This is a genomic window from Pedobacter jejuensis, from assembly GCF_003725795.1.
GTDB lineage: Bacteria > Bacteroidota > Bacteroidia > Sphingobacteriales > Sphingobacteriaceae > Pedobacter > Pedobacter jejuensis.
Genome location: NZ_RBEE01000004.1, coordinates 220540 through 244824, shown reverse-complemented (window position 1 = coordinate 244824; position 24285 = coordinate 220540). Strand labels below are relative to the sequence as shown.

Genomic DNA, 24285 nt, shown 5'->3' with positions numbered 1-24285 from the left:
AAATTTAATGTACCCTATTTCATTCTTTCACGCTTATAGTGTAAAATATACTGGAATTAAATGTACATTAATTTTGTTGATGTTAATTTGCTACGGGCAAATGACCCATGCGCAGCAAGCTGTGCGAATTCAGAATGACTCGCCGCATCAAATGCTATCGTTCGGTCAGATAGATGTTTTGGAAGACCCTAAAGCTACCCTGAATTTTAGCCAAGTACTAAGTGAAAAATTTCAGCATAAATTCCGTTCAAATACCCTTAGAATTCCTAAAAATGATAACCCACAGTCAGCTTATTGGTATCGATTTAAAATCAAGCATAATCAGGAGAGCTCAAAACAATGGATACTTGAGTTTTTTGATCAGTCGATAAGCGAACTGACATTATTTGCACCTGATGGATCTGGCAAATACAAAGCAAATTATTATGGGACCAATTATAATTTCTCGAAAAGAGGATACGACCACAAAAATTTTATTTATGATTTAAATAACCACACTGATCAAACCCTCACATATTACCTCCGGATCAAATCACCGCATTCGGTAAGCACGATTATTGTTTTGCGGGATCTTAGGTGGTTTGTCAGCTACGCGCTGGGGGAATATCTGTTATTTGGACTTTTTTATGGGATGATAGCGGTATTTTGCCTGTATAACCTTCTAATGTACTTTGCCGTAAAGGGAAAACAGTATTTGTTTTATGTGCTGTATAACTTAAGTATCGGTATGTATGAAATGTGTAATGATGGTATAGCTTTTCAATACCTGTGGCCAACAAATCCTCATATCAATGTTTATGGATTTGGCATTTCCCTTTTTTTAAGCAGCATTTTCGGGTTATTATTTACCAGTAATTTTTTGTATCTGAAGTCAAAATCACCATTTTTTTATAAGTTAGTGATACTTACTATTGTTCTAAGAAGTATTTTCTTTATCACCTGTCTGATTTATACCCCATTATTTAATTTTAAAATCATCGAATTTATTCCGCTGCTGGTTGCATTCAGCGCCGGAATTTCCGTACTCTCATCGGGCTATAAACCGGCCAGCTTTTTAGTAATTGGTTATGGATTTCTGGTTGCAGGTTTTGTACTCAAAATCTTACTCCTTTTAAAGTGGATTCCTTATGGTACCCTTACTTATTATAGTCTAAGTATCTGCTTTGTTGTTGAAATGATATTGGTTTCCTTCGCAATAGGTAATGCGATACGTACACTTCGAAAGAAAAAAAGTAGAGTACAAAAAAGGATAATTGAACAGCTTAGAATAAATGATGATTTAAACCAAAACCTAAATGAGCAATTGCAGGTGCTTGTTGATGAACGTACACAAGAAATTCAGCAGAAGACTTTCACCATCGAAAAACAAAATGCAGAAATCTCGGTGATGAACCGCCTGCTGAAAAAAGATATTTCTGAACTTCATCTTAATATAGAGAAAGTTACCCGTGCAAGGGTTATGCAAAAGGGTTTGGATTTTGAAGAATTCAGCAGGATATATCCAGATAAGGATAGTTGTTTTAGATACCTTTCCGAATTGAAATGGAGTCAAGGATATGCCTGCAGAAGGTGTCAGAACACGCAACACTCTGCAGGTCAAACCGCATTCAGCAGAAGATGTACCAAGTGTGGTTATGATGAATCTGCAATCGCCAACACCATCCTGCAAAATTCGAAGATTCCCATAAATAAGGCATTGTATATGTTTATCCTTATTTACACCTCTAAGGGTACCATCTCTTCCTATAAGTTATCCGAGATTTTAAACATTCGTCAAAGCACTTGCTGGACCTATAATTCGAAAATGCAAAAGCTTTTGCTTGATAAAAAAGCTTTGCTTAAAAAAAATTCAGATGGAGATTGGGGAAAGCTTCTTCTGGATCCATCAGTTGCGTAAGCTTCTCGGTTAACATTTTAAACATCAAACATCTAGTTTGTAATACTGATTAGTTGATTATTAGAATTCAAGAAAATCCTTTTTATACCCAGGTTTAAGGTTGAATGCCATATCAAACAAATGATATAAAAGGCAGCATCTCCAGTTTATTGAATATAAGATAAGTTTGTTAGCCTTATCGCTCTTAACGTTTTCATTCACGTAGAAACAAAATATTCGATTGCACATTTTTCTCTGGCATTTTGCCCTCTTTCCTCGTACTGTTTTTAAATTCTAGTTGATAGTTGAGCAAATCAAGTCAACCAGCTATGCTTGTTTTTCTGCATGATTGATATAGCATAAGCACTCCAAAAACGGCATAGAACTGATAGGCTGAAAAAAAATCACCAAATAATAAATGTTGCTCAGCCGTATTAATAAAAATTAAGCATAGTTGAAATGGAACGGGTAGAGTGCTTTTTTAAGGAGATACCATTGTTGCTATATCGTATTATAAAGTTATATAACTATCTATTTTATAGGTAGTTATGATTTATTTTTGTTTGGAAAATGGAATATTTAGAATAGGTTTGTATTATCCAATTATTCTAAACCAAATATAAGATGAGAAAAACCATTACCCTACTAATTGCATTGGTTTGCTTTGTATTTACGCTATGTTTTGGACAGAGCATATCTATAAAAGGAACTGTAAAAGACAAATCCGGGGCAGGCATGCCAGGCATTTCGGTAAAAGTTAAGAATGCTCAAATTGCAGTATCTACAGGAGCTGACGGAAGTTTTTTGATAGCTGTTCCACCTAATGCAACGCTTGTTTTTTCTGCTCTAGGATTTACCACGCAAGAGATTTCAGTTGGTCAGAGAACAAGCATTTCTGTTACTTTGGCTGAAGAATCCAGAAGCCTAACTGATGTTGTCGTAATAGGCTATGGAACCACTACAAAACGCGATGCTACCGGCGCCATTTCCAGCGTTAAAGCAACCCAGCTTGAAAATGAAAATCCACAAAGTATAGCCGATGTATTGAAAGGTAATATTCCGGGCCTGTCTGTTGGATTGAGTTCAAGTGCCAAGGGTGGCGGAGACCTATTGGTAAGGGGGAAGTCGACTTTAAGCGCAGGAACCTCACCACTTATTGTTTTGGATGGTGTAATTTACAATGGGCAGCTTGCTGATATTAATCCAAATGATATTGATGGAATAGACGTTTTAAAAGATGCAAGTTCTCTTGCGGTTTACGGTGCTAAAGCTGCAACAGGAGTTATTGCAATAACGACTAAAAAGGGTAGAGGTGAATCTCCAACAATTACTTTTAATACCAATGTTGGTCTTGCCCAGGTTGCTAAAAACATGCGACCTTACCAGGATGAAGCATTTTTGGCATGGAGAGGTGATGTGTTGCGTAGCGGCGCCACAACCCCAGATTATTTGTATACCGATCCAAGAAATCTTCCTGAAGGCGTTAACCTCACCCAATGGTTGAATGGGCAAACCGGTGATCCTGTTGATTTATGGCTTAACAGACTTGGCCTGGTTGCAAATGAGAAGGCAAATTATCTGGCCGGAAAAACAGTTAACTGGTATGATGATATCTTTAGAACCGGTTTCCGTCAGGATCATACCCTTTCTTTAAGCGGTAAGAAGCAGGAAGTTACCTACTATATGTCTTTAAACTACCAGAAAAACCAAAATGTTATAGAAGGTGGTGATTATACCGCAATCAGGGGAAGGATAAATCTTGAAGGCGAAGCAGCGAAATGGTTAACCCTGGGTATGAATGTCCAATTCGCTGATAGAGATGAGGCCAGAACGGGAGATGGATCAACCGAGGCAGACTGGACGCAAATATTAAACTTGTCACCATACGGAGATAAATACCTTCCAAACGGACAATTAAGGCGCATTCCAACAGATGATAGCGGTTTAAATGCCAGAAACCCTTTTTTAAGTATGACATACAATGAACGCATGAATAAGCAGAATACAATTTTTGCAAGCGTTTATGGTCGTGTAAAATTGCCTTTCGGAATTACCTATCAATTGAATTTTAGTCCAGGTCTGGATTTCTACAGAACGTTCGATTATCGATCTTCCAGAAATCCGGATGTAGTAACTCCAGGAGGATCTGCAACACGTGCCAACGAAACACGCTACAACTGGCAGGTGGATAATTTACTTAAATGGAATAAAACCTTCGCCAACATTCATAACGTGGATGTAACACTATTGGCAAATGCTGAAAAATACCAGACATGGTGGACACAAGCTTCAAATGAAGGCTTCGTTCCAAGTGATGTACTAAGTTATCATAACCTTTCGAGCGGAATTAAACCCGTAACAAATAGTGAAGATAAAGTATATACAGGAGATGCATTGATGGCAAGAATAAATTATAGTTTATTGAGCCGTTATATATTAACCCTTTCGGTTCGTAGAGATGGTTATTCTGTTTTTGGAGTCAACTTCAAACGGGCTACATTCCCGGCAGCAGCATTAGCTTGGGTATTTACTGATGAAGCCTTTATGAAAAATCAGAAATGGTTAGGCTACGGTAAACTTCGTTTGTCGTATGGTATAAATGGTAACCGTGATTTACGCAACCCTGATAATGGAACTGTTGATCCCTATGCTGCACTTGCTCAACTAACGAGTGGTAAATACCAAACCGTAAACGGTAGTGGTGCCGCCTCAGATGTGAACACCGTTCAGATTGGGGCAAAAATGGCCAATTCAGACTTAAAGTGGGAAGAAACCACAGCGATGAATGCCGGGTTGGATTTTTCAATTTTTAACGATCGCATTAGCGGCTCCATTGATGCCTATAACAAGAAAACAAGTGATTTATTGGTTAGACAGACACTGCCGAATGTGAGTGGCTATTCTAATGTTTATTCAAACCTTGCCCGTATCAATAATCGTGGAGGAGAGCTGAACCTGAATAGTAAAAATATTGTTGATGGTCCTATTAAATGGAATACCAATTTCAATTTTTCCTTCAACAGAAATAAAATTGTTGCCCTTGCTTTGCCAACAGACGATCCTGGTAATGGATGGTTTATAGGTAAAGATATCGACATCATATGGGATTATAACATTCAGGGTGTATGGCAGCAAAGTGAATTGGCCGAAGCGGCAAAATTTACAAAGGCAGCCATTAAACCCGGCGATTTTAAATTGGAAGATGTTGATGGAGATTATGCCTATTCTGATAATGATAAGAAGTTTTTAGGTTACCGTACACCACGCTATTTCTTCGCGATAAGAAATGAATTCAATATTTTCAAAAATTTTGATTTTTCATTTCAATTACTTGCCAACTGGGGCCAGCTTAAACAATACAACTCGGCAAAAAACCAACCTGGTAGCGTAGGTTTTGCCCGCTCATCATCGTATGTTTTGCCATATTGGACGCCCGCAAACCCAATAAACGATTACGCCAGACTAAATTCTGGTTCGAGCGGTACAAGCTACAATGTGTATTGGGATAATTCTTTCATACGCTTAAACACAGTAGCGGTATCTTATTCGGTACCGTCAAATTTGCTTACTAAGCTTCGTGTAAAAAGCGCTAAAATTTATGCCAATGTAAATAATGCAGGCTACTATGCACCAACATGGACATTCTGGGATCCGCAAAATAATGGCCCTACGCCAAGATACTACACTTTAGGTCTTAATGTTAATTTATAACTTAAATGAAAATGAAAAAAATAAATCAAAATATATTCATCCCATTTGCTTTTGCTGCATTATTGGGCTTTGCAGGATGTAAAAAAGCATACCTGGATTCAGAACAACTCTCCGCTTATGCACCAGAGAATTTAAACAACCTTACCGCAATGAAAGCCGCACTTAATGGTCTTGGATTGGCGACGCGAAGAGAGTTTTTTGGCGATTCTGCTCCACTACTAACGGAATCGATTTTTTCAGATGTTGCTGTAGATGGAACAACCGATAAAAACACGCCTGCACAGGATTTAATTTCCAGAATTACTCCGGATGCCAATCTAAATAGTGATGACTTCAACAAAATTGGTTGGTACTGGGATAATGAATTTGTCGCGGTACGCCAAGCCAACACCATCATTTCAAACATTGATAAACCAACATATGCGTCTGAAGCTGAAAAAAATCTGATTTTAGGTTCAGCATATTTCTACCGGGCATATTATTACTACAGGCTTGTTCATCAATTTGGTGATGTACCGTTGCTTTTGAACGATTTGGAATTTCCAAAAGCAAATTTTTATTCCACAAAGAGAGAAGTCATCCTGGGTAAAATGAAAACAGATCTTGAATTTGCACAAACCTGGGTTACTGATGGAGGCAATAAGGGCGATGTAACAAAAGGTGCTGTTAGCCATTTGCTCACTAAAGTAAACCTGGCACTTGGTAAATTTGATGATGCAATTGCTTCAGCTTCTAATGTAATTTCAGGTGGAAAATACGGTATGATGACCACCCGCTTTGGGAGCACTGCTTCTGATTTAACAAAAAATGTGATTTGGGATTTGCACCGAATGGATAATAAATCGCTCACTACCAATAGAGAAGCATTGTTTTTAGTGATTGATAGAGAAGCTTTTGCCGGTTTTACAGCCCTAGGTTCACAGCTGATGAGAAACACCGTTCCGGCATGGCATTTTGCAAACGTAAAAACCCCATCAGGAGCGACTGCAATTGTCGATTTGGTTACTGCAGAAATTCCACTGACCAGAATGTACGGCAGAGGAATTGGCCGCTACCGAGGTACGCCTTACAGTACAAAATACATCTGGACGGATAATACCGATTACCGACATGCAAAAGGCATGTGGATGGATATGACAGATTTAGTGTACAATAACCCGGCATTGAAAACCTCAACAAATGCTGCTGACAGAGCCTTATATGGTCAGCCTTTGCAAATGTATTCGGATGCAAATATCAAACAACGTTTTACAAATGGTGCACTTGATACCATTCGTCACTGGTTTGGATGGCCACATTATAAGGTTTTCATCAATTCGACCAACGCTTTAGCAAATGACCCATACTGGACACCGCCACGCGGAACGAATACCGATTGGTATGTATTTCGTTTGGCAGAAACCTATTTGCTTAGGGCAGAAGCTTACTATTGGAAGGGTGAACTTGGATTGGCTATGGCAGACTTGAACGTAGTAAGAAGCCGGGCCAATGCAACGCTGTTAACTAACGCCTCACAAATAACAATAGGAACTATTTTAGATGAACGTGCCCGTGAATTGTATTGGGAAGAACCTCGTAAAACAGAACTTACCCGCATTGCATATATTTTCGCACAAACAGGTAAGCCTGCCTATAATGGTAAGAGTTATAGCCTGGCTACTTTTTCTGATAACAATTTTATGTACGACAGGATTATAGAAAAAAATGATTTTTATAAAAACCAGGTGCCAACATTACAAGGTGTAAACTACAAGATTGCACCTTACCACGTGTTGTGGCCTGTTCCGGCAAGTGCGCAACGGTTTAATACGGAAGGAAGAATCAATCAGAATAAGGGCTATGCAGGATATGATCAGAATGTACCTGCATTAGATAAATTACCTTAATACCCGATAAAGACCATGCTAAGTTGTACATGGTTTTGGTTAGAATGGGCAGTCCCTTAAGCAAGGACTGCTTTTTTCCCTGATCCGGATGAAACCAAAACCTTTAAAGTACATACATAAGTTAATAAGAAAAAAGAAGCTTGGGATTTTGAACTGCAAGCGGCTTGGCCTGGCAACATTAAGTTTGAACAAGAGTTTAGATTAAAGGATACGAATTAAGATATGTTGAAGCACAAATCACTTTTATGGATATGGATAGTCATTATTTCTGGTTACAATTGTGCTGCACAGCGCACAGGAAGAGAAACTATAAGTTTAAATGACCAATGGGAATTTCATAAACCAGATGCTCAAATAGAAAAAGTTACTCTGCCGCATACCTGGAACGATAAAGATGTGCTTGACGATGTTCCTGGATATTACCGTGGTGTTGGTATTTATAAAAGAAAGTTAAAACTAGATGATTCGGTAAAAGAAAGAGCTGTTTTTCTAGTTTTTAATGGCGTTGCGCAAGAATCAGAAGTGCTCATCAATGGTAAATCTGCCGGGAAACACATTGGGAGCTACACTAAATTTATCGTTCCGATTTCTGCATTTTTAAATTATAAAGAGGATGTGGTAGAAGTAAGGGTGAATAACCGTTTTAACGAAGATATTCCTCCACTAACTGCTGATTTTACCTTTTTTGGCGGAATCTATCGAAATGTAAGTTTGCTTATTACCAGTCCCGTTCATTTTTCTCAAAAAGAAAATGGAAGCTCCGGGATTTTCATCACCACCCCAGAGGTTTCAACCTTATCAGCAAGTGTTCAGGTGAATGGTGTTGTAGAAAATTCATCTGCTTTTGATAAGAAGATTAAAATAATCAATAGCATTTATAATGCCAACGGAGAACAGGTAAGCTCAGGGTCATCAACAATATCAGTGATAAGAGGAGAAAAAAAATCAATTGTTCAGGATTTAAAATCCATTAAAAGTCCATTGCTTTGGTCGCCACAAAACCCATATCTATACCGTGTAATTACCAAAATTATCGATACAAAATCGGGTGAAGTAATTGACCAGGTTTCTAATCCCTTAGGTTTTCGCTGGTTCAGATTCGATGCCAATGAAGGTTTTTTCCTGAATGGCAAATCAATGAAGCTAATGGGCGCTAGTCGCCACCAGGATTATGAAAATTTAGGCAATGCTACGCCTGATGCACTTCAGATAAAGGATGTAGAATTGCTAAAAGCCATGGGAGGGAATTTTTTACGGGTAGCACACTATCCTCAGGATCCGCTGATTCTGGAAGCTTGCGACAGGCTTGGAATTTTAGCCTCTGTAGAAATTCCCGTAGTTAATACCATTACCGAATCAGAAGCCTTCACGAACAACTGTTTGAACATGCAAACGGAGATGATCGCCCAAAATTTCAATCACCCCAGTGTGGTCATCTGGGCATATATGAACGAAATTTTGCTGCGTTTGAAGTTTTCAAATGATAAACCCCGACAGCAGATTTATTTTGATCACGTTCGGGAACTCGCCCAAAAGCTGGATAGTTTGACGCGGAAATTAGACCCATCTCGTTATACCTTACTGGTAAATCATGGTGCATGGGATATTTATAATAAAGTTGGTTTAACTAAAATCCCAATGATTGTTGGCTGGAATTTATATTCAGGCTGGTACTCTGGTGCACCTGAAGATTTTGCTAAATTTTTAGATAAACACCATAAAGAACTTCCAAATACACCTTTTATGGTTACTGAATACGGCGCAGATGCTGACCCCCGGATTAGGACAAACCATCCAGTTCGCTTTGATAAAAGCGTTGAATATGCGATGAAATTTCATCAGGTTTATTTAAACGCTATGTTAAGCAGGCCATTTGTAGCCGGAGGGATGGCCTGGAATTTAGCAGACTTTAATTCGGAAACCCGCGAAGAAACCATGCCTCACATCAACAATAAAGGTTTGCTTACTATTGCACGGCAGCCTAAAGATACTTACTTTTTATACCAGGGGTATTTACTCCAAAAACCATATTTAAAAATTGCTTCGTCGCAATGGAAAGAACGAACTGCCTTAGCAGATTCGGGAAAATTGATAAGTACGCAGAATATACAGGTGGCTACCAATTTGAAGTTGGCTGAATTGTATTTGAATGGAAAAAGCTTGGGTGTAAAAGAAGCAGTAGATCACATTATTGAATGGAAAGTGCCGTTTGCAGATGGCATAAACCAGATTAGAGTTGTTTCTGGTGACGAGAGCGATCAGGCAGATATTCATTTTCAATTGCAGCCATTTCAATTTAGGGGTCAGGTTCCGTTTAAAGATATGAATATCCTTTTAGGTGCTAAAAGATATTATATCGATAATCAAACGCATGAAATTTGGATGCCAGATCAGATCTATAAAAAAGGATCCTGGGGATATGTAGGTGGAGAACCTTTTAAAGGTACAAATAACAGAATCAGTTACGGGAGCGACAAAAACATATTAGGAACCGAGAATGATCCGGTTTACCAAACACAGCAGGTTGGCATTAAGCAATTTAAATTTGATGTTCCTGATGGTGAATATGATATATCGCTTCACTTCGCTGAATTGGTTGGTGGAGAGACTAAAGAAGCTCTGGCTTACAACCTGGATAACAATCATAAAACCGAAGCGGTAGAAAACAGAGTTTTCAGCGTGAGCATTAATGAAACACCCTTTATGGAAAATATAAACCTGGCGAAAGATTTTGGTTATACCAGGGCAGTTCAAAAGAAAACAAGGATTACTGTAACCAGTGGAAAAGGAATTACGATTGATTTTAATGCAATTGAGGGAAAACCTATATTAAATGCTATTCAGCTGAAAAAGGTTTACTAGTAAATTTAAGCTTTGTAGAATCTAGTTGATTAGATGGTTTATGCATTGCCAGCCAGCAAAAAAATGCAATTAATTTATTTTTAGGTATGAAAAAAATAGCCAAATATCTTCTTGTTCTTAGTTTCTTGCTGTCATACAATATCGTATTTGCACAAAAATCAATCCGGTTAAATGCTGGTTGGGAATTTCTTAAACAGGATTTAGGAGGTATCTGGGAAGCTGTCCGTCCCGTAGGATTGGGTAATCCTGAATCCGTTCCACTATGGGAAAATGTAAATTTACCACATTGCGTTAATGCTACAGATGCAGTAGATCCTGATGTGAATTATTATCAAGGACCCGCCTGGTACCGCACCAAGCTCAAAATCGAAAATCCTTATCAAAATGGTAGAACCATTTTACATTTCGAAGGTGCTGGTCAAAAAACAGAAGTTTATGTATATACTACAAAAGTTGCAACTCATCTAGGTGGTTACGATGAATGGACAGTTGACATAACGGATGCGGTTGCCGCATTTCAAAAAGAGGAAGTTTACCAAAAGCAGTTTAAAGGGCAGGTGCCGGTTTCCATCCGTACGGATAACTCAAGAGATTTGGAAATGATTCCCTCAGATTTATCTGATTTTAATGTTTATGGAGGAATTTACCGCTATTTAAACCTGGTTTATGTACCACCATTATCAGTAGATAAAATGTTTGCTAAAGCCGAAGTGGATGCGCTAGGAAAATTGAGTAAATTAAATGTGAGCGGAAGATTTTACAATCCTACAGGGCTAAAAGATGCTACTATCCATCTTAAATTAATCGACCCAAAAGGAAAGGTTGTTGCACAGCAGGAAAAAAAGCTTAGTAACTTAAATGGCGATACGGAGTTATGGAGCTTGCAAATCAATAAACCGCAATTATGGTCGACCGATAAACCCTTGCAGTATCGCTTGCAATATGACCTCGTTTCATCCACTGGCAGTTATAAAAGTGAAGATAAAATAGGTTTTAGAAACATCAATTTTGTAGAGAAAGGTCCTTTCAATTTAAATGGAAATCGTTTGCTTTTGCGTGGTACCCATCGGCACGAAGACCATGCAGGCGTTGCGGCAGCAATGAGCGAGGAAATGATTCGCACTGAGATGCAGATGATGAAGGATATGGGGGTGAATTTTATCCGATTGGGGCATTATCAGCAATCGAGAATTGTGTTAAACCTTTGTGATAGTTTGGGCATTTTGGTTTGGGAAGAAATCCCCTGGTGTCGGGGCGGTTTAGGTGGCGAAACCTATAAACAACAAGCCAGAAACATGCTTACAAATATGATTGAGCAACATTATAACCATCCCTCCATCATTATCTGGGGCTTGGGAAATGAAAACGATTGGCCGGGAGATTTTGCTGAATTTGATAAAGAAAAAATCAGAACTTTTATGAAAGAACTTAATGGACGCTCTCATAAATTGGATTCATCCAGGTACACTGCAATCCGGAGATGCGATTTTTGTGCCGATATCGTTGATGTATATTCTCCATCCATCTGGGCGGGTTGGTACCGTGGTGCCTATACCGATTATAAAAAGGTTTCTGAAGATGAATTTTCAAAGGTTAAGCGCTTTTTACACGTAGAATGGGGAGGGGATAGCCATGCCATGCGCCATTCAGAAAATCCTGATAAAGCCCTGAGTAAAATCAAAACCGGTGACAGCGCAGATGAGCGGGCAGGTGATGCATCATTATTTGGTGGTGCCGCAAGAATATCCAAAGATGGTGATTGGAGTGAATCGTACATCACCAATTTAATTGATTGGCACCTTAAAGAACAGGAAAATATGCCTTGGCTAAGTGGCTCGGCATACTGGCCATTCAAAGATTTTTCTACCCCTGTTCGTCCAGATAATCCGGTGCCTTACATGAACCAAAAGGGAGTTGTAGAAAGAGATTTCACTAAAAAGGAGGCCTATTATGTTTTTCAATCGTATTGGACTGATAAACCAATGGTTCATATTTATGGGCATAGCTGGCCAGTACGCTGGGGTGATGAAGGAGAGGAAAAAATGGTAAAAGTTTATGCTAACTGTACGGACGCAGAACTATTTCTGAACGGAAAAAGCTTTGGGGTAAAGAAAAGAAACAGCCAGGATTTTCCCGCTGCGGGTTTACGTTGGAATCTTCCGTTTCTCAAAGGGAAAAACACTGTTACAGTAATAGCTAAAAAAGGTAAGGTTATAGTAACCGATGAAATAAGATTTAACTATCAAACAGAGAAATGGACTAAACCCACTAAAATGACATTGACTAAAATAAATGAGGAGGCAGATGTTGCAACCCTGGAGGTCAAGCTTTTTGATGAAGCTGGCATACAGTGCCTGGATGCAATTAACTGGATAAATTTTGGCTTAACGGGTGATGGGAAATTAATTGATGATTTGGGCACATCGTCCGGATCGAGGAAAGTGCAGGCTTATAACGGCAGGGCAATTATCAAAGTAAAATTAAATAAAGGCAAAAGCGTAGCTTCTGTAAAATCTGATAGCATCCCAACTGTTTTCATAACCTTGTAGATCATGAAAAAGATATCAATAATTTTAATCTCAACTTTTTTTTATCTAGCATTAAGTTCATTTTCTAATACCGTTATAGATTTGGAAAATGTACATGCAGATTTCAAAAAGAAAGCGAGCATTTTACTTACAAAGCAAATTTTAAACCAGGCAAAATGGGCAATGGAACAAGAGCCTATTACCATTACGGCATCATCTTCGCCTAGGAGTGCTGGCGGCAAACATGATTTTTTTTCGGAAGCAGATTACTTCTGGCCCGACCCCAAAAATCCGGATGGACCTTACATCAACAGAGATGGATTAACAAACCCGGATAATTTTGTTGCGCATAGGAAGGCTATGATTCGTTTCAGTAAAATCATCGGTGCATTGGCGTCGGCCTATAAAATAACAGGCAATGAAAGTTATGTTAAACATGCCCTAAAACATTTTCAGGCCTGGTTTATCAATTCTGAAACCTTAATGAATCCAAACCTACTTTTCGCTCAAGCGGTAAAAGGCAAATTTACCGGACGTAATTATGGTATTATCGATACCATTCATTTAATGGAGGTTGCGCAAGGAGCCTTGGTGATGGAGAATGCCAAGTCATTTGATAAGACAAGCTTAAAAGGAATTAAGAAATGGTTTGCCGACTATTTAATTTGGCTGAATACTTCAAAACCAGGCATACAGGAAAAAACAGTTAAAAATAATCATGCCACATGCTGGGCAATGCAAGTGGCATCTTTCGCTAAATTATGTAAAGACGAGGCTATGCTGGATTCGTTGAGAACGAGCTATAAAACAATCTTATTGCCCAATCAAATGGGTACAGATGGAAGTTTTCCATTGGAAACAGTCAGAACGAAACCCTATGGATATTCCATCTTTAATCTGGATGCCATGACAATGCTTTGCCAGATTTTATCTACGCCTAAAGATAATTTATGGAAATTTGAAACAGCAGATGGAAAATCAATCCGTAAAGGTTTGGATTATCTTTATCCTTATATTTCAGATAAAAGTAAATGGCCTTTAAAAGCCGATGTAATGTATTGGGAAAACTGGCCTGTTGCACAGCCCTTTTTAATTTTTGGAGCAGTTCAGTTCAATCAGCATGAATGGTATTCTACCTGGGAAAAACTAGACCATGCACCTCAGGTAGAAGAAGTCATTAGAAATTTACCCATTCGCAACCCTTTAATATGGTTATAAAAATGAATTTAAAAATTAAGATAACGTTATGTTGTATGGTATTAGCTGGCTCAGCAAATGCTCAAAAAGTTAACGTTAAAGAAGCTTTTGCTGCAGCAGCAAAACAAACTGATGTTTTGGTTAAAAATGTTGATTCAGCCCGTTTGTTAAAACCCAATCTGGTATCTCCAAGAACTGTTGAAAAAGGACAGTTTAAAATGGTGGTTTCAAGAGATTGGACAAGTGGATTTTTTCCGGCAGAACTGTGGTATTTTTATGAATACACAAAAGATAAAAAGTGGCTTAATCTTGCCAAAAAATATACTGCAGATATCAAGAAAGAACAATACAATCGCGGTACTCACGATTTGGGTTTTATGATTTACTGCCCGTTTGGAAACGGCTATCGCTTAACAAAAGATACTGCATACAAAGACGTTATCATTCAGGCGGCTAAATCGCTTTCTACCAGATTTAACAAAACTGCAGGTGTGCTAAAATCATGGGATCATAATGGTGATAAATGGAAATATCCGGTAATTATCGATAATATGATGAATCTTGAATTGCTATTTGAAGCGACGAAAATGACGGGTGATTCATCCTTTTATAAAATCGCTGTGTCTCATGCAGATAACACCATAAAAAACCACTTCCGTCCGGATTTTAGTTCTTATCACGTAGTTGATTATGATACACTTAAAGCCGGGAATATACTTCAGAAAATAACTGCACAGGGTTATGCAAACGAATCGGCATGGGCCCGTGGGCAGGCATGGGCTTTATATGGATACACACTATGTTTTCGCGAAACAAAAAACAATAAATACTTATCTCAGGCAGATGGAATTGCAGGTTTTATATTAAATAATAAAATTACACCGGCAGACGGTATTCCGTATTGGGATTACAATGACCCTGGTATTCCAAATGCTCGTAAAGATGCTTCCGCTGCAGCAATCACCGCTTCTGCACTTTATGAGCTCGCAAAATACAGTGTCAATGGAAAAAAATATAAAGCTGCCGCTGATAAAATTTTATACAACCTCAGCTCTAAATATACCAGTACAATTGGTAATAATTTTGGCTTTATTCTCGAGCACAGTACCGGGCATCTTCCGGCAAAATCAGAAATTGATGTACCCATAAATTATGCTGATTATTATTATCTTGAAGCGCTTTTGAGGAGTAAATAATATGATGAAATTATTGGTTTTCTCCTTATTGTGCACACTATTTTTGCTTGCAATGCGGCAAGAAATGATTCCCTAACACACACATTATCAAGAAATACATTAAGCATATAAACATTTAACGTATAATGAAAAAATATATAAGTCTCCTATTGCTTTTTGCGACCACATTTGCTGCAGTGGCACAAAACAAAAAAAGTGCTGCAGTAGCTGGTAAATCTCCTCAGGGATATGTGCTTGGAAATAAAAAAGTTGTAGTTTACACCACAGCTAACAAATCTGACTATCGCATCAGCAAAACTGAAACATTAAGTTTCGTAGAAAATAAACAGCCCTTTGAAACGGAACCAACAATTTTCGTAGATCCGAACATCAGATATCAAACTTTGGTAGGTATTGGCGGAGCATTGACTGATGCCTCTGCTGAAACCTTTGCCAAACTTTCCAGGCAAAACCAACAAGAATTGCTTACAGCCTATTACGATAAAGATAAAGGTATCGGTTACACCTTGGCCCGTACAAATATTGCGAGCTGTGATTTCTCCAGCGGAAGTTATACTTATGTTCAGGATAATGACAAAGATTTAAAAACCTTTAGCGTTGCTCACGATAAGGAGTTTAAAATTCCCTTAATTAAAATGGCAACTGCGGCTGCCGGAGGTAAATTATCATTATATGTAAGTCCTTGGTCGCCACCTGCCTGGATGAAAGACAATAACAGTCTGATTAATGGAGGACACTTATTACCCGAATACCGCCAGAGTTGGGCGAATCATTATGTTAAATTTATTAAAACTTACGAAGCGATGGGCATTCCAGTTTGGGGTCTATCTGTTCAAAACGAGCCGATGGCTAAGCAGAGATGGGAATCCTGTGTGTATACTGCAGAAGAGGAGCGTGATTTTATAAAAAACTTCTTAGGTTCTACACTGCAAAAATCAGGTTTGTCTTCTAAGAAATTGATTGCATGGGATCATAACCGCGATCAAATTTTCCAAAGAGCAACGACCATTTTAAATGATAAAGATGCAGCGAAATACGTTTGGGGTATTGGCTTCCACTGGTATGAAACCTGGACCGGAAGTGACATGCAGTTTGGAAATGTTCGGCAGACACATGAAGCTTTTCCGGATAAAGCGCTAATTTTTACCGAGGGATGTAAAGAAAAGTATGATGTAAAAAAGTTAGATGATTGGACTTTAGGCGAGCGTTATGGTTATTCGATGATCAATGACTTTAACGCAGGAACTGCAGCGTGGACGGACTGGAATATTCTTTTAGATGAAAACGGTGGACCAAACCATGTAGGGAATTTTTGTTTTGCCCCGGTTCATGCCGATACTAAGAAGGATAAATTAATCTACACCAACGCCTACTATTACATGGGGCATTTTTCAAAATTCATTCGTCCAGGAGCTAGAAGAATTGCCACAGGATCCAGTCGTGATCTATTGCAAACAACCTCTTTTTTGAATACAGATGGGAAACTTGTTGTCGTTGTGATGAATCAATCAGATGAAAAAATTAAGTATAGCTTATGGATAAAAGGTCAGGCAGCCACAACCACAAGCTTGCCGCACTCGATTGCCACGTTAGTTGTTGAATAGACTGATTTAAGGCTTAGTTTAGATTTTAAATGGTGTAATAGTCATTATATCTATTTTGAATTTGTAGATTTTCGATTTTTTTAGCAGAAGCTGATTTTAGTCAGATATTACTAAGCATTGCTATAAAAAAATTAAGAGACAGAAATAAATGAAATCAGCTTTATGTTTTTATATGGTTAAGTGCTATCATATTATATATAAATGTTTTGCAAGCTTGGTAATATGGAACACCCATCAGGGAAAAATTGATAGAGCGGTATATGGCCTAACTTATTTTATTTTTTTTCTATTCCATACGCTATTGTTTCTCATCGGAGCGCAATTAAACTGGAAATTTAATGGATATTTCCTGGCCATAGGAAGCTTAATTTGTTTGTGTCTTTTATATAAAGTTAACTTGAAATATTTTCTGAACCTTGATCAAAAAGCGGTATCATTCAGTTCCAAAAAGATAGAAAAATGGTTTAGGGTACTAGGTTGCATCCTTTTTTTTGGTTCTATTATCAGCATGGGTTTTGCAGGAAAGAATTTTTCTAGGAAATCAAAAATTAGAAAATTGATGGATACAAGAATTAACTTGACCCCTCTTAAATAATTTATAATTTTTATTAAACTCATTAATAGATAGGGGGATTAATTGAAAATTATTTTGGTAAGGAGGTTCGATTAATGTGGGTTAGTTCGACATTGAAATGATTACAAAGGGAAGTCCTAATGTTCGCTAAGAATATTTAAGAAAAATGGTGAAATCGTAAAATGGGTTGAAACGAATCTTTTGTCAATTTTCATCAAAAAAGCCGACCTTTAAAAAAATGGAAAGATTTATTGCCTTCATCAAATCAATCGTATCAATAGCTGATTCCGATTTACAGCTTGTGCTATCGAGATGTAGCACAAAAAAAGTAGTTAAAGGAAAGGTTATTTTAAGAAAGGGTCAGATTGCCAATCAATATTTTTTCATTGCATCGGGCGGGGTACGATTTTTTTATGAATTGAATGATCATGAAAATACCACTTGGATTACTTTTAAAGATGAATTTTTTACGGAAATCTCCAGTCTCCACCCTCAAAAGCCAACCAGGTTTAACATCGAAGCCATCGAGGATACAGAACTGGTGGTAATCGAGAAAAAAGACATGGACTTTTTATATGCACATATACCCAGTTGGGAAGAATTCGGCAGGAAAATCTGGGAAGCAATGTCGGTAAGAATGATCGATCAGATTCTGAATTTTCAGGCGCTCTCGGCCGAAGAACGATACCGGGAATTTATGAACAACCCTGAATACTCGCAGAAAGTTCCAATTAAACAGCTCGCTGCGGTTCTTGGTATCACGCCCAATGCATTAAGCAGGATTAGGAAGAACATACGCTGATGTGATTTTCTACCACTTGGTAGTTTTTCGTGTCCTATGTCCCTTTACCTTTGAGTTATAAAAAAATAAACAAATGACTCAACTGAATGAACAAATCGGCGACAATAAAAACCCATATTCCGATGATGAATTAATTAAAAATTTCCCTGGCTTTGAAAATCGATACGCAAGCGTTAACGGAATAAAACTGCATTATGTGGATGGTGGAAGTGGCTTACCGCTCATTTGCTTGCCCGGATGGCCGCAAACATGGTATTCATATCATCCTATTGCTATGGAGCTCGCCAAATCGTTTCGTGTAATCATTGTAGACATCAGGGGAATGGGCAGTTCGGAAAAACCCGCCGCAGGCTTTGATAAAAAAACAATGGCCTCAGATGTTTTGGAGTTGATCAAGCAACTTGGCTTAGGTAAAGTGCACATCATGGGCCATGATATCGGTGGGATGGTGGCCATGAGTTTTGCCTTTAACTATCCCGAATATACAGAAAGGTTGATTGTTGCAGATGGTTCACACCCGAGTGAGGGTATGATGCAAATGCCGTTGATACCAGCTCTAGGTACTTTCAACGAAAAAATGGATGCCAATATGCCTTATGCGTGGTGGATGGGATTTAACCAGGTAAAAGAACTGCCTGAAAAGATATTGGAAGGTCGTTTTCAATACCTAATGGACTGGCTTTTCCAGTACGTCATGATTGACGAAAGTAAAATGAGTACTTTCGAGCGTTCCGTATATGCTGCAGCCTATAATGAAACAGAAAATATCAGGGCATCAAATGGTTGGTATCAAAGTTTTGGGCAGGATATTCAAGATTCAAAAACCTATCAAAAGCTTAATATGCCTGTACTAGGTATTGGAAGCTATGTAAGTTTCAATTATATGCAAATGGGGTTACCTTACGTTGCAAATGATGTAAACGTAATTGGAATACTAGATAGCGGGCACTATTTGTTTGAAGAGCAGCCCAAACAAGTAGTGGATGCGGTGCTCAAATTTCTGAGTGCTTAAGGAAGTATTTTGCTAATCGAGAAATAAGATATAACATGAAGAAAATAATTTTAGTAGCCGGAGCTACCGGTAATTTGGGCAAAAGAATTTGCAGTGAATTAATAACTAGAAATGCCGAAGTAAGGGCTATCGTAAGAACCACTGCCGACCCTGAAAAAATAGCAGCGCTAGAAAAAATTGGTGTAAAGGTTATTGAAGCAGATTTAGCCAACATTGATGATATAGCAAAGGCTTACAAAGGTGCTGATTGTGTAGTTTCTGCACTTGCAGGACTAGGAGATGTGATTATAGACCTGCAAAAAAGATTGGTTGACGCTGCAATAAAGGCAGAAGTACCGAGGTTTATCCCTTCAGATTTTTGTACAGATTATAACGATTTGGTACCAGGAGAAAACAGAAATTTTGACTTGCGAAGACAATTTAAATCTTACTTGGATAGTACTTCCATCAAAGCATCTTCTATTTTCAACGGCGCATTTGCAGATATCCTAAAATACAATACACCAATCTTAAATTTAAAAGATAAGAGCATCAGTTATTGGGGAGAAAAATCAGATTGGAAACTGGATTTCACTACCTTGGATAATACAGCAGCTTTTACAGCCGAGGTAGCTTTAGATGATAAGGCTCCAAGAAATTTACAGATTGCAAGTTTTCAGATTAGTCCGAAAATGATTTGGGAGGATGTGAAGAAAGCAACCGGGGAAGAATTCAGGATGCAACAACTCTCAACTCTTGAAGATTTTGCACAGTTTATAAAAAAACAAAGAACAGATAATCCCGCAGGAGAATTAGAGTTATATGCCAAATGGCAGCAAGCTCAATATATGTATTCTATGTTTAGTACGCACCATACTCAATTGGCGAATCAGCTTTATGATAACCTTAATTGGACGCCAAGCTTGGAGTACATAAAGTCATTTGTAGCAAGATAACTAGTTTTCAAATCATCAGCGATTGGCTCGATAAACAAAAAAACCTGAGTTCGAATATTAAACTTAATATTTTGCTGTTTATCGCCGTATTGCTTCTACAACACGTCATGCTGAATTTATTTCAGCATCTTTCCTACAAATATGACCCTGAAATAAATTCAGGGTGACGTAAACAAAAAAAAGCAGCTTATTTATAATGTGAAGGAAAATTAATAATCGAACTCACTTTTATAAATAAGCTTTTAATGTGCAATAATTCTTTTAAGGTAGTCAATCCACTACATAATTATTTGGTTTCTGAACCATCCACAGAAAGCAAATTTCATTTAAAAAAAGCTTTCGACTTTCAAAACAAGGTACCAGGGCATTTAGAAATTCTAGTAAAAAGTCAAATAGTGTATTAGAATTATCAAATTGTATATTTTTTTGAGTGCTCTATCTTCTAATTTAGTTGTTGTAACGCATCGTCGTTTATTTACTAACCAAATTATCGTTTCATCCTTTTCGCCATCGGCGATTTAACCGTCTTTAAATATCCAGTAATAGAATTTATTGTTCGTATTATGGAAAAAGTCTTGTCAAATCACATAACCATTTATTAACCATGCCTATGAACAAATAGCTTTATAAAACAAAAAAAAACGGGAAATGTTAGCGCATTCCCCGTCTTAAATTAGGTATGTGCATACATATCAGTCCTTTCAAAACCAAATATAAACCAACCTAAACACAAAAGTATGAAAAATCTTTATTACCGTACCAAAGTGGTGCGGCCCAGTGTGCTATTTAAGGTTATTGTTATGTTAAAATTTATCCTTATTCTAACGCTGGCATTTTCAACACCAGTCTTTTCAAAAGACTTCGAGCAGCAAAAAATGGATATTTCTTTAAACAACGTTTCCCTTAAGAAAGCCCTAAAGCAAGTCGAGCGTATTTCGCATTATCGTTTTTTATATCATGACGAATTGTTCACATCTAACTTCCAGAACAATACGGTAGAGATGAAAAATGTTTCTATAGATGAAGTAATGAAGTTTTTGTTACGCAAAACTAGTCTCAAATATGAATTCCAAAGTGATAATCTGATAATAATTTCAGGTGCAAAAAATCAAGCTATTCCAATTTCAGGGTCGGTAAAAGATGAAAAAGGTTTGCCGCTCGTTGGTGTTTCCATCATCGAAAAAGGTACAACAAATGGTACAACATCAGACGCGAATGGTAACTATAGGATTAGTGTAAGTGGTAAATCATCTATACTTAGCTTTAGATACCTGGGATTTACAATGCAAGACGTTACAGTTGGCGAACGAACCATTTTAAACATCGCATTACAACCTGAAAGCAGTACTCTAAATGAGGTTGTAGTGGTCGCCTTTGGTTCGCAGAAACGGGCTAATGTTACAGGTTCCATAAGTACGGTGAATGCTAATGAGATAAAAGACCTACCAGTAACGCAGTTTTCTCAAAAATTGCAAGGTAAAATAGCAGGTGTACAAATTAACCAAACTAGTGGTGTTCCAGGGCAAGGTATGTCCGTTCGTATTCGGGGCGCACTATCAATAGGTGGAGGCAGTCAACCACTTTATGTAGTAGATGGTTTTCCAATTGTTGGCGATATTAGCAACATCAATCCTGATGAAATTGAGAGCTTTTCAGTACTTAAAGATGCTTCTGCTACTGCACTATACGGTTCAAGGGCAGCAAATGGAGTGTTTCTAATTCAAACCAAAAAGGCTAAAGACGGGCAATCAAACATCAGTTTAAATGCATTTTATGGCATACAATCGGTACCAGAAAAAGGTCGCCCTGATATGATGAATGCTGAAGAGTTTGCTCAATTTCAAAATGAATTGTATAGCGATAAAATAAAAGCAGGTACTGCGACAAGTATACCTGCAGAATATCAAAACCCAGCTCAATACCGAGGCGGTGGTACCGACTGGTACGATGTGCTTTTACAAACTGCACCAATACAAAACTACAGCTTATCGTTAACCAGTGGAAAAGATAAACTTAGTACGGCTGCAACTATAGGATACATTAGTCAGAAGGGAGTGCTTATCAATTCTGATTATAAACGTTATTCTGTTCGTTTAAATTCTGAATATAAATTTAACGATAAGGTTACCATCGGCTTAAATGTAGCACCAAGCTATGCCACAAACAATACACCAAATACTGATGGAAACATTTTTGGTGGTGGTATTATTCAAAGTGCAATCGCTACATCACCTTTGGCTCCATATATTAATCCAGATGGGTCGCTACCTTTAACGGCAACTTCAACCGGACTTTTCCCCAACCCCAATTGGTACAGGGTAGCACAGGAAGTGAAAAATGATACCAGAACCGGAAGAATTTTATCCAATGTTTTTGGAAATGTAGAAATTATTAAGGGCTTAAATTTTAAAACGAGCGTTAATATTGATTATACCAACCAGCAGTATAATCGTTTTAGTCCATCAACAGCGGGAGCTTTGTTTGCACCACCGCCAAACCTGACTAGTGCTACAGAGCGTAACTTCGTAAATTATTCATGGCTTACAGAGAATACTTTAAATTATACCCGTTCATTTGGTGATCATAATTTCGATGTTCTTGTTGGTTACACGGCGCAAAAATTCCACAGCGATTATAGCAATGTTGATGCAACCGGTTTTCCAAATGATAAGATTCAATCTTTAGCTGCTGCAACACAATTTATTCCAACTTATGATACTCAAGAATGGTCATTAGCATCATTAGTATCCAGATTAAACTATAATTATAAAGGAAAATACCTTCTATCTGCTTCCTTCCGCCGTGATGGCTCATCAAGGTTTGGTCCGAATGTGAAATATGGTAATTTCCCTGCTGTTTCTGCTGGCTGGAATGTTAGTGATGAAGATTTTATGAAAAACCTGACTTTCGTTTCTAATTTAAAAATTAGGGCAGGTTACGGATTAAACGGTAATTTCAATATCGGTAATTATAGTTACTTGGTTAACACAAGCACAACTAATTATCCTTATAACGGCACCCTTTCTCCAGGTTATGCATTAAGCAACATCGGAAACAATAGTTTAACATGGGAGAAATCTAAACAGCTGGATGTAGGTTTTGATTTAGGCTTATTAAAAAATCGAATATTCTTCAGTTATGATTATTTTAATAAGACAACGACAGATATGCTTTTGAATGTAGATGTACCTACAGGAACGGGGTTTTCATCGGTTACTACAAACGCAGGCAAGTTTAAATTTACTGGGCACGAGTTTGCCATTACCAGCCAAAATTTAATTGGAACATTAAAATGGTCGACAAATTTTAATATCACCTTTATTAAAAACAAAGTAGTTAATGTTGATCCATACGTTGGTTTATTGCCACGCGGAGATCCTAACAACCCTACCATTAATCAAGTTGGTAGTCCTATTGGTTTATTTTATGGCTATAAATTTCTTGGAGTATATAAAGATCAGCAGGATTTTAATTCATCTCCAAAATACGCAAATTCTGCTGTAGGTACTGTGAAAATGGCCGATGTAAATGGCGATGGAAAGATTGATCTAAACGATTTAACCGTTATTGGTGATCCTAACCCTGATTTCACCTTCGGTATAACCAACAATTTGTATTATAAGAATTTTGATTTTACAATTGTAGCTTCTGGTTCTTATGGCAATGATATCCAAAACAGAACTTTGGAATATATCCAGAATTTAGATGGTGTGTTTAATGTAACAAAAGATGTTGCAAGAAGATGGAAATCTGTTACCGATCCAGGAGACGGCATCCATCCTAAAGCTGGAGCCTATACTATTGAACGTAATACCAATTCTAGATGGGTTAGTGATGGAAGTTATTTAACCATTAAGAATGTGACCTTGGGTTACACTTTGCCAATTAAAGAGAACAAATACCTAAAAAACCTGAGGCTATATACGAGCGTGCAACAGCTCTTTGTATTTACTAAATATGATGGCGCAAATCCGGAGGTAAACAGCTATAATGGCAGCTCTACAGGTTTGGTTCAGGGTATTGATAATACGACTTATCCGGTTCCGCGTACTTTTAATTTCGGCATTAACTTAAACCTTAAATAATCATGAACATGTTTTAT

12 protein-coding genes are annotated in these 24285 nt (G+C 37.8%); all 12 read left to right on the top strand.

Annotation, left to right across the window (positions count from 1 at the left end; all coding sequences use genetic code 11):
- Window positions 1-7 precede the first annotated feature (7 nt).
- The 12 genes from D7004_RS03575 (at window position 8) to D7004_RS03515 (ending at window position 24268) form a co-directional block, all read left to right on the top strand.
- Window positions 8-1897, top strand: a complete 1890-nt coding sequence (locus D7004_RS03575) for a 7TM diverse intracellular signaling domain-containing protein (RefSeq protein WP_123204496.1) — start codon at window positions 8-10, stop codon at window positions 1895-1897.
- Window positions 1898-2500: 603 nt separating this feature from the next.
- On the top strand, window positions 2501-5587 hold the full coding sequence (locus D7004_RS03570; RefSeq protein ID WP_123204495.1) for a SusC/RagA family TonB-linked outer membrane protein: 3087 nt from the start codon (window positions 2501-2503) through the stop codon (window positions 5585-5587).
- A gap of 11 nt (window positions 5588-5598) precedes the next feature.
- Complete coding sequence (locus D7004_RS03565) at window positions 5599-7473, top strand: RagB/SusD family nutrient uptake outer membrane protein (RefSeq protein ID WP_123204587.1); 1875 nt, start codon at window positions 5599-5601, stop codon at window positions 7471-7473.
- 222 nt (window positions 7474-7695) lie between these two features.
- Window positions 7696-10335, top strand: a complete 2640-nt coding sequence (locus tag D7004_RS03560; RefSeq protein WP_123204494.1) for a glycoside hydrolase family 2 TIM barrel-domain containing protein — start codon at window positions 7696-7698, stop codon at window positions 10333-10335.
- Window positions 10336-10421: 86 nt separating this feature from the next.
- Window positions 10422-12884 carry a glycoside hydrolase family 2 TIM barrel-domain containing protein gene (locus D7004_RS03555; RefSeq protein ID WP_123204493.1) on the top strand — a complete coding sequence of 821 codons (2463 nt, stop codon included), beginning with the start codon at window positions 10422-10424 and terminating at the stop codon, window positions 12882-12884.
- A gap of 3 nt (window positions 12885-12887) precedes the next feature.
- Window positions 12888-14081: an alginate lyase family protein gene (locus D7004_RS03550; protein ID WP_123204492.1), complete on the top strand. Its 1194-nt coding sequence runs from the start codon at window positions 12888-12890 to the stop codon at window positions 14079-14081.
- A gap of 2 nt (window positions 14082-14083) precedes the next feature.
- Window positions 14084-15256, top strand: a complete 1173-nt coding sequence (locus D7004_RS03545; protein WP_244214232.1) for a glycoside hydrolase family 88 protein — start codon at window positions 14084-14086, stop codon at window positions 15254-15256.
- Between the two features lie 125 nt (window positions 15257-15381).
- Window positions 15382-16860 carry a glycoside hydrolase family 30 protein gene (locus D7004_RS03540; protein WP_123204491.1) on the top strand — a complete coding sequence of 493 codons (1479 nt, stop codon included), beginning with the start codon at window positions 15382-15384 and terminating at the stop codon, window positions 16858-16860.
- Between the two features lie 812 nt (window positions 16861-17672).
- A complete protein-coding gene (locus D7004_RS03530) occupies window positions 17673-18236 on the top strand; it encodes a Crp/Fnr family transcriptional regulator (RefSeq protein WP_123204489.1) in 564 nt (187 codons plus the stop codon).
- A gap of 73 nt (window positions 18237-18309) precedes the next feature.
- Window positions 18310-19248 carry an alpha/beta fold hydrolase gene (locus tag D7004_RS03525; protein ID WP_123204488.1) on the top strand — a complete coding sequence of 313 codons (939 nt, stop codon included), beginning with the start codon at window positions 18310-18312 and terminating at the stop codon, window positions 19246-19248.
- 35 nt (window positions 19249-19283) lie between these two features.
- The gene (locus D7004_RS03520) at window positions 19284-20183 is read left to right on the top strand and encodes an NmrA family NAD(P)-binding protein (RefSeq protein WP_123204487.1); all 900 of its coding nucleotides are present in this window, start codon (window positions 19284-19286) and stop codon (window positions 20181-20183) included.
- Window positions 20184-20920: 737 nt separating this feature from the next.
- The gene (locus D7004_RS03515; RefSeq protein WP_208646782.1) at window positions 20921-24268 is read left to right on the top strand and encodes a TonB-dependent receptor; all 3348 of its coding nucleotides are present in this window, start codon (window positions 20921-20923) and stop codon (window positions 24266-24268) included.
- The last annotated feature ends 17 nt before the right edge of the window (window positions 24269-24285 follow it).

What these genes read in the sequence shown, in the direction of transcription:
- D7004_RS03555 (WP_123204493.1), top strand. Translation starts at nt 10,422, where the DNA reads ATGAAAAAAATAGCCAAATATCTTCTTGTTCTTAGTTTCTTGCTGTCA.
- D7004_RS03515 (WP_208646782.1), top strand. Translation starts at nt 20,921, where the DNA reads ATGAAAAATCTTTATTACCGTACCAAAGTGGTGCGGCCCAGTGTGCTA.
- D7004_RS03525 (WP_123204488.1), top strand. Translation starts at nt 18,310, where the DNA reads ATGACTCAACTGAATGAACAAATCGGCGACAATAAAAACCCATATTCC.
- D7004_RS03560 (WP_123204494.1), top strand. Translation starts at nt 7,696, where the DNA reads ATGTTGAAGCACAAATCACTTTTATGGATATGGATAGTCATTATTTCT.
- D7004_RS03550 (WP_123204492.1), top strand. Translation starts at nt 12,888, where the DNA reads ATGAAAAAGATATCAATAATTTTAATCTCAACTTTTTTTTATCTAGCA.
- D7004_RS03530 (WP_123204489.1), top strand. Translation starts at nt 17,673, where the DNA reads ATGGAAAGATTTATTGCCTTCATCAAATCAATCGTATCAATAGCTGAT.
- D7004_RS03575 (WP_123204496.1), top strand. Translation starts at nt 8, where the DNA reads ATGTACCCTATTTCATTCTTTCACGCTTATAGTGTAAAATATACTGGA.
- D7004_RS03540 (WP_123204491.1), top strand. Translation starts at nt 15,382, where the DNA reads ATGAAAAAATATATAAGTCTCCTATTGCTTTTTGCGACCACATTTGCT.
- D7004_RS03570 (WP_123204495.1), top strand. Translation starts at nt 2,501, where the DNA reads ATGAGAAAAACCATTACCCTACTAATTGCATTGGTTTGCTTTGTATTT.
- D7004_RS03565 (WP_123204587.1), top strand. Translation starts at nt 5,599, where the DNA reads ATGAAAAAAATAAATCAAAATATATTCATCCCATTTGCTTTTGCTGCA.
- D7004_RS03520 (WP_123204487.1), top strand. Translation starts at nt 19,284, where the DNA reads ATGAAGAAAATAATTTTAGTAGCCGGAGCTACCGGTAATTTGGGCAAA.
- D7004_RS03545 (WP_244214232.1), top strand. Translation starts at nt 14,084, where the DNA reads ATGAATTTAAAAATTAAGATAACGTTATGTTGTATGGTATTAGCTGGC.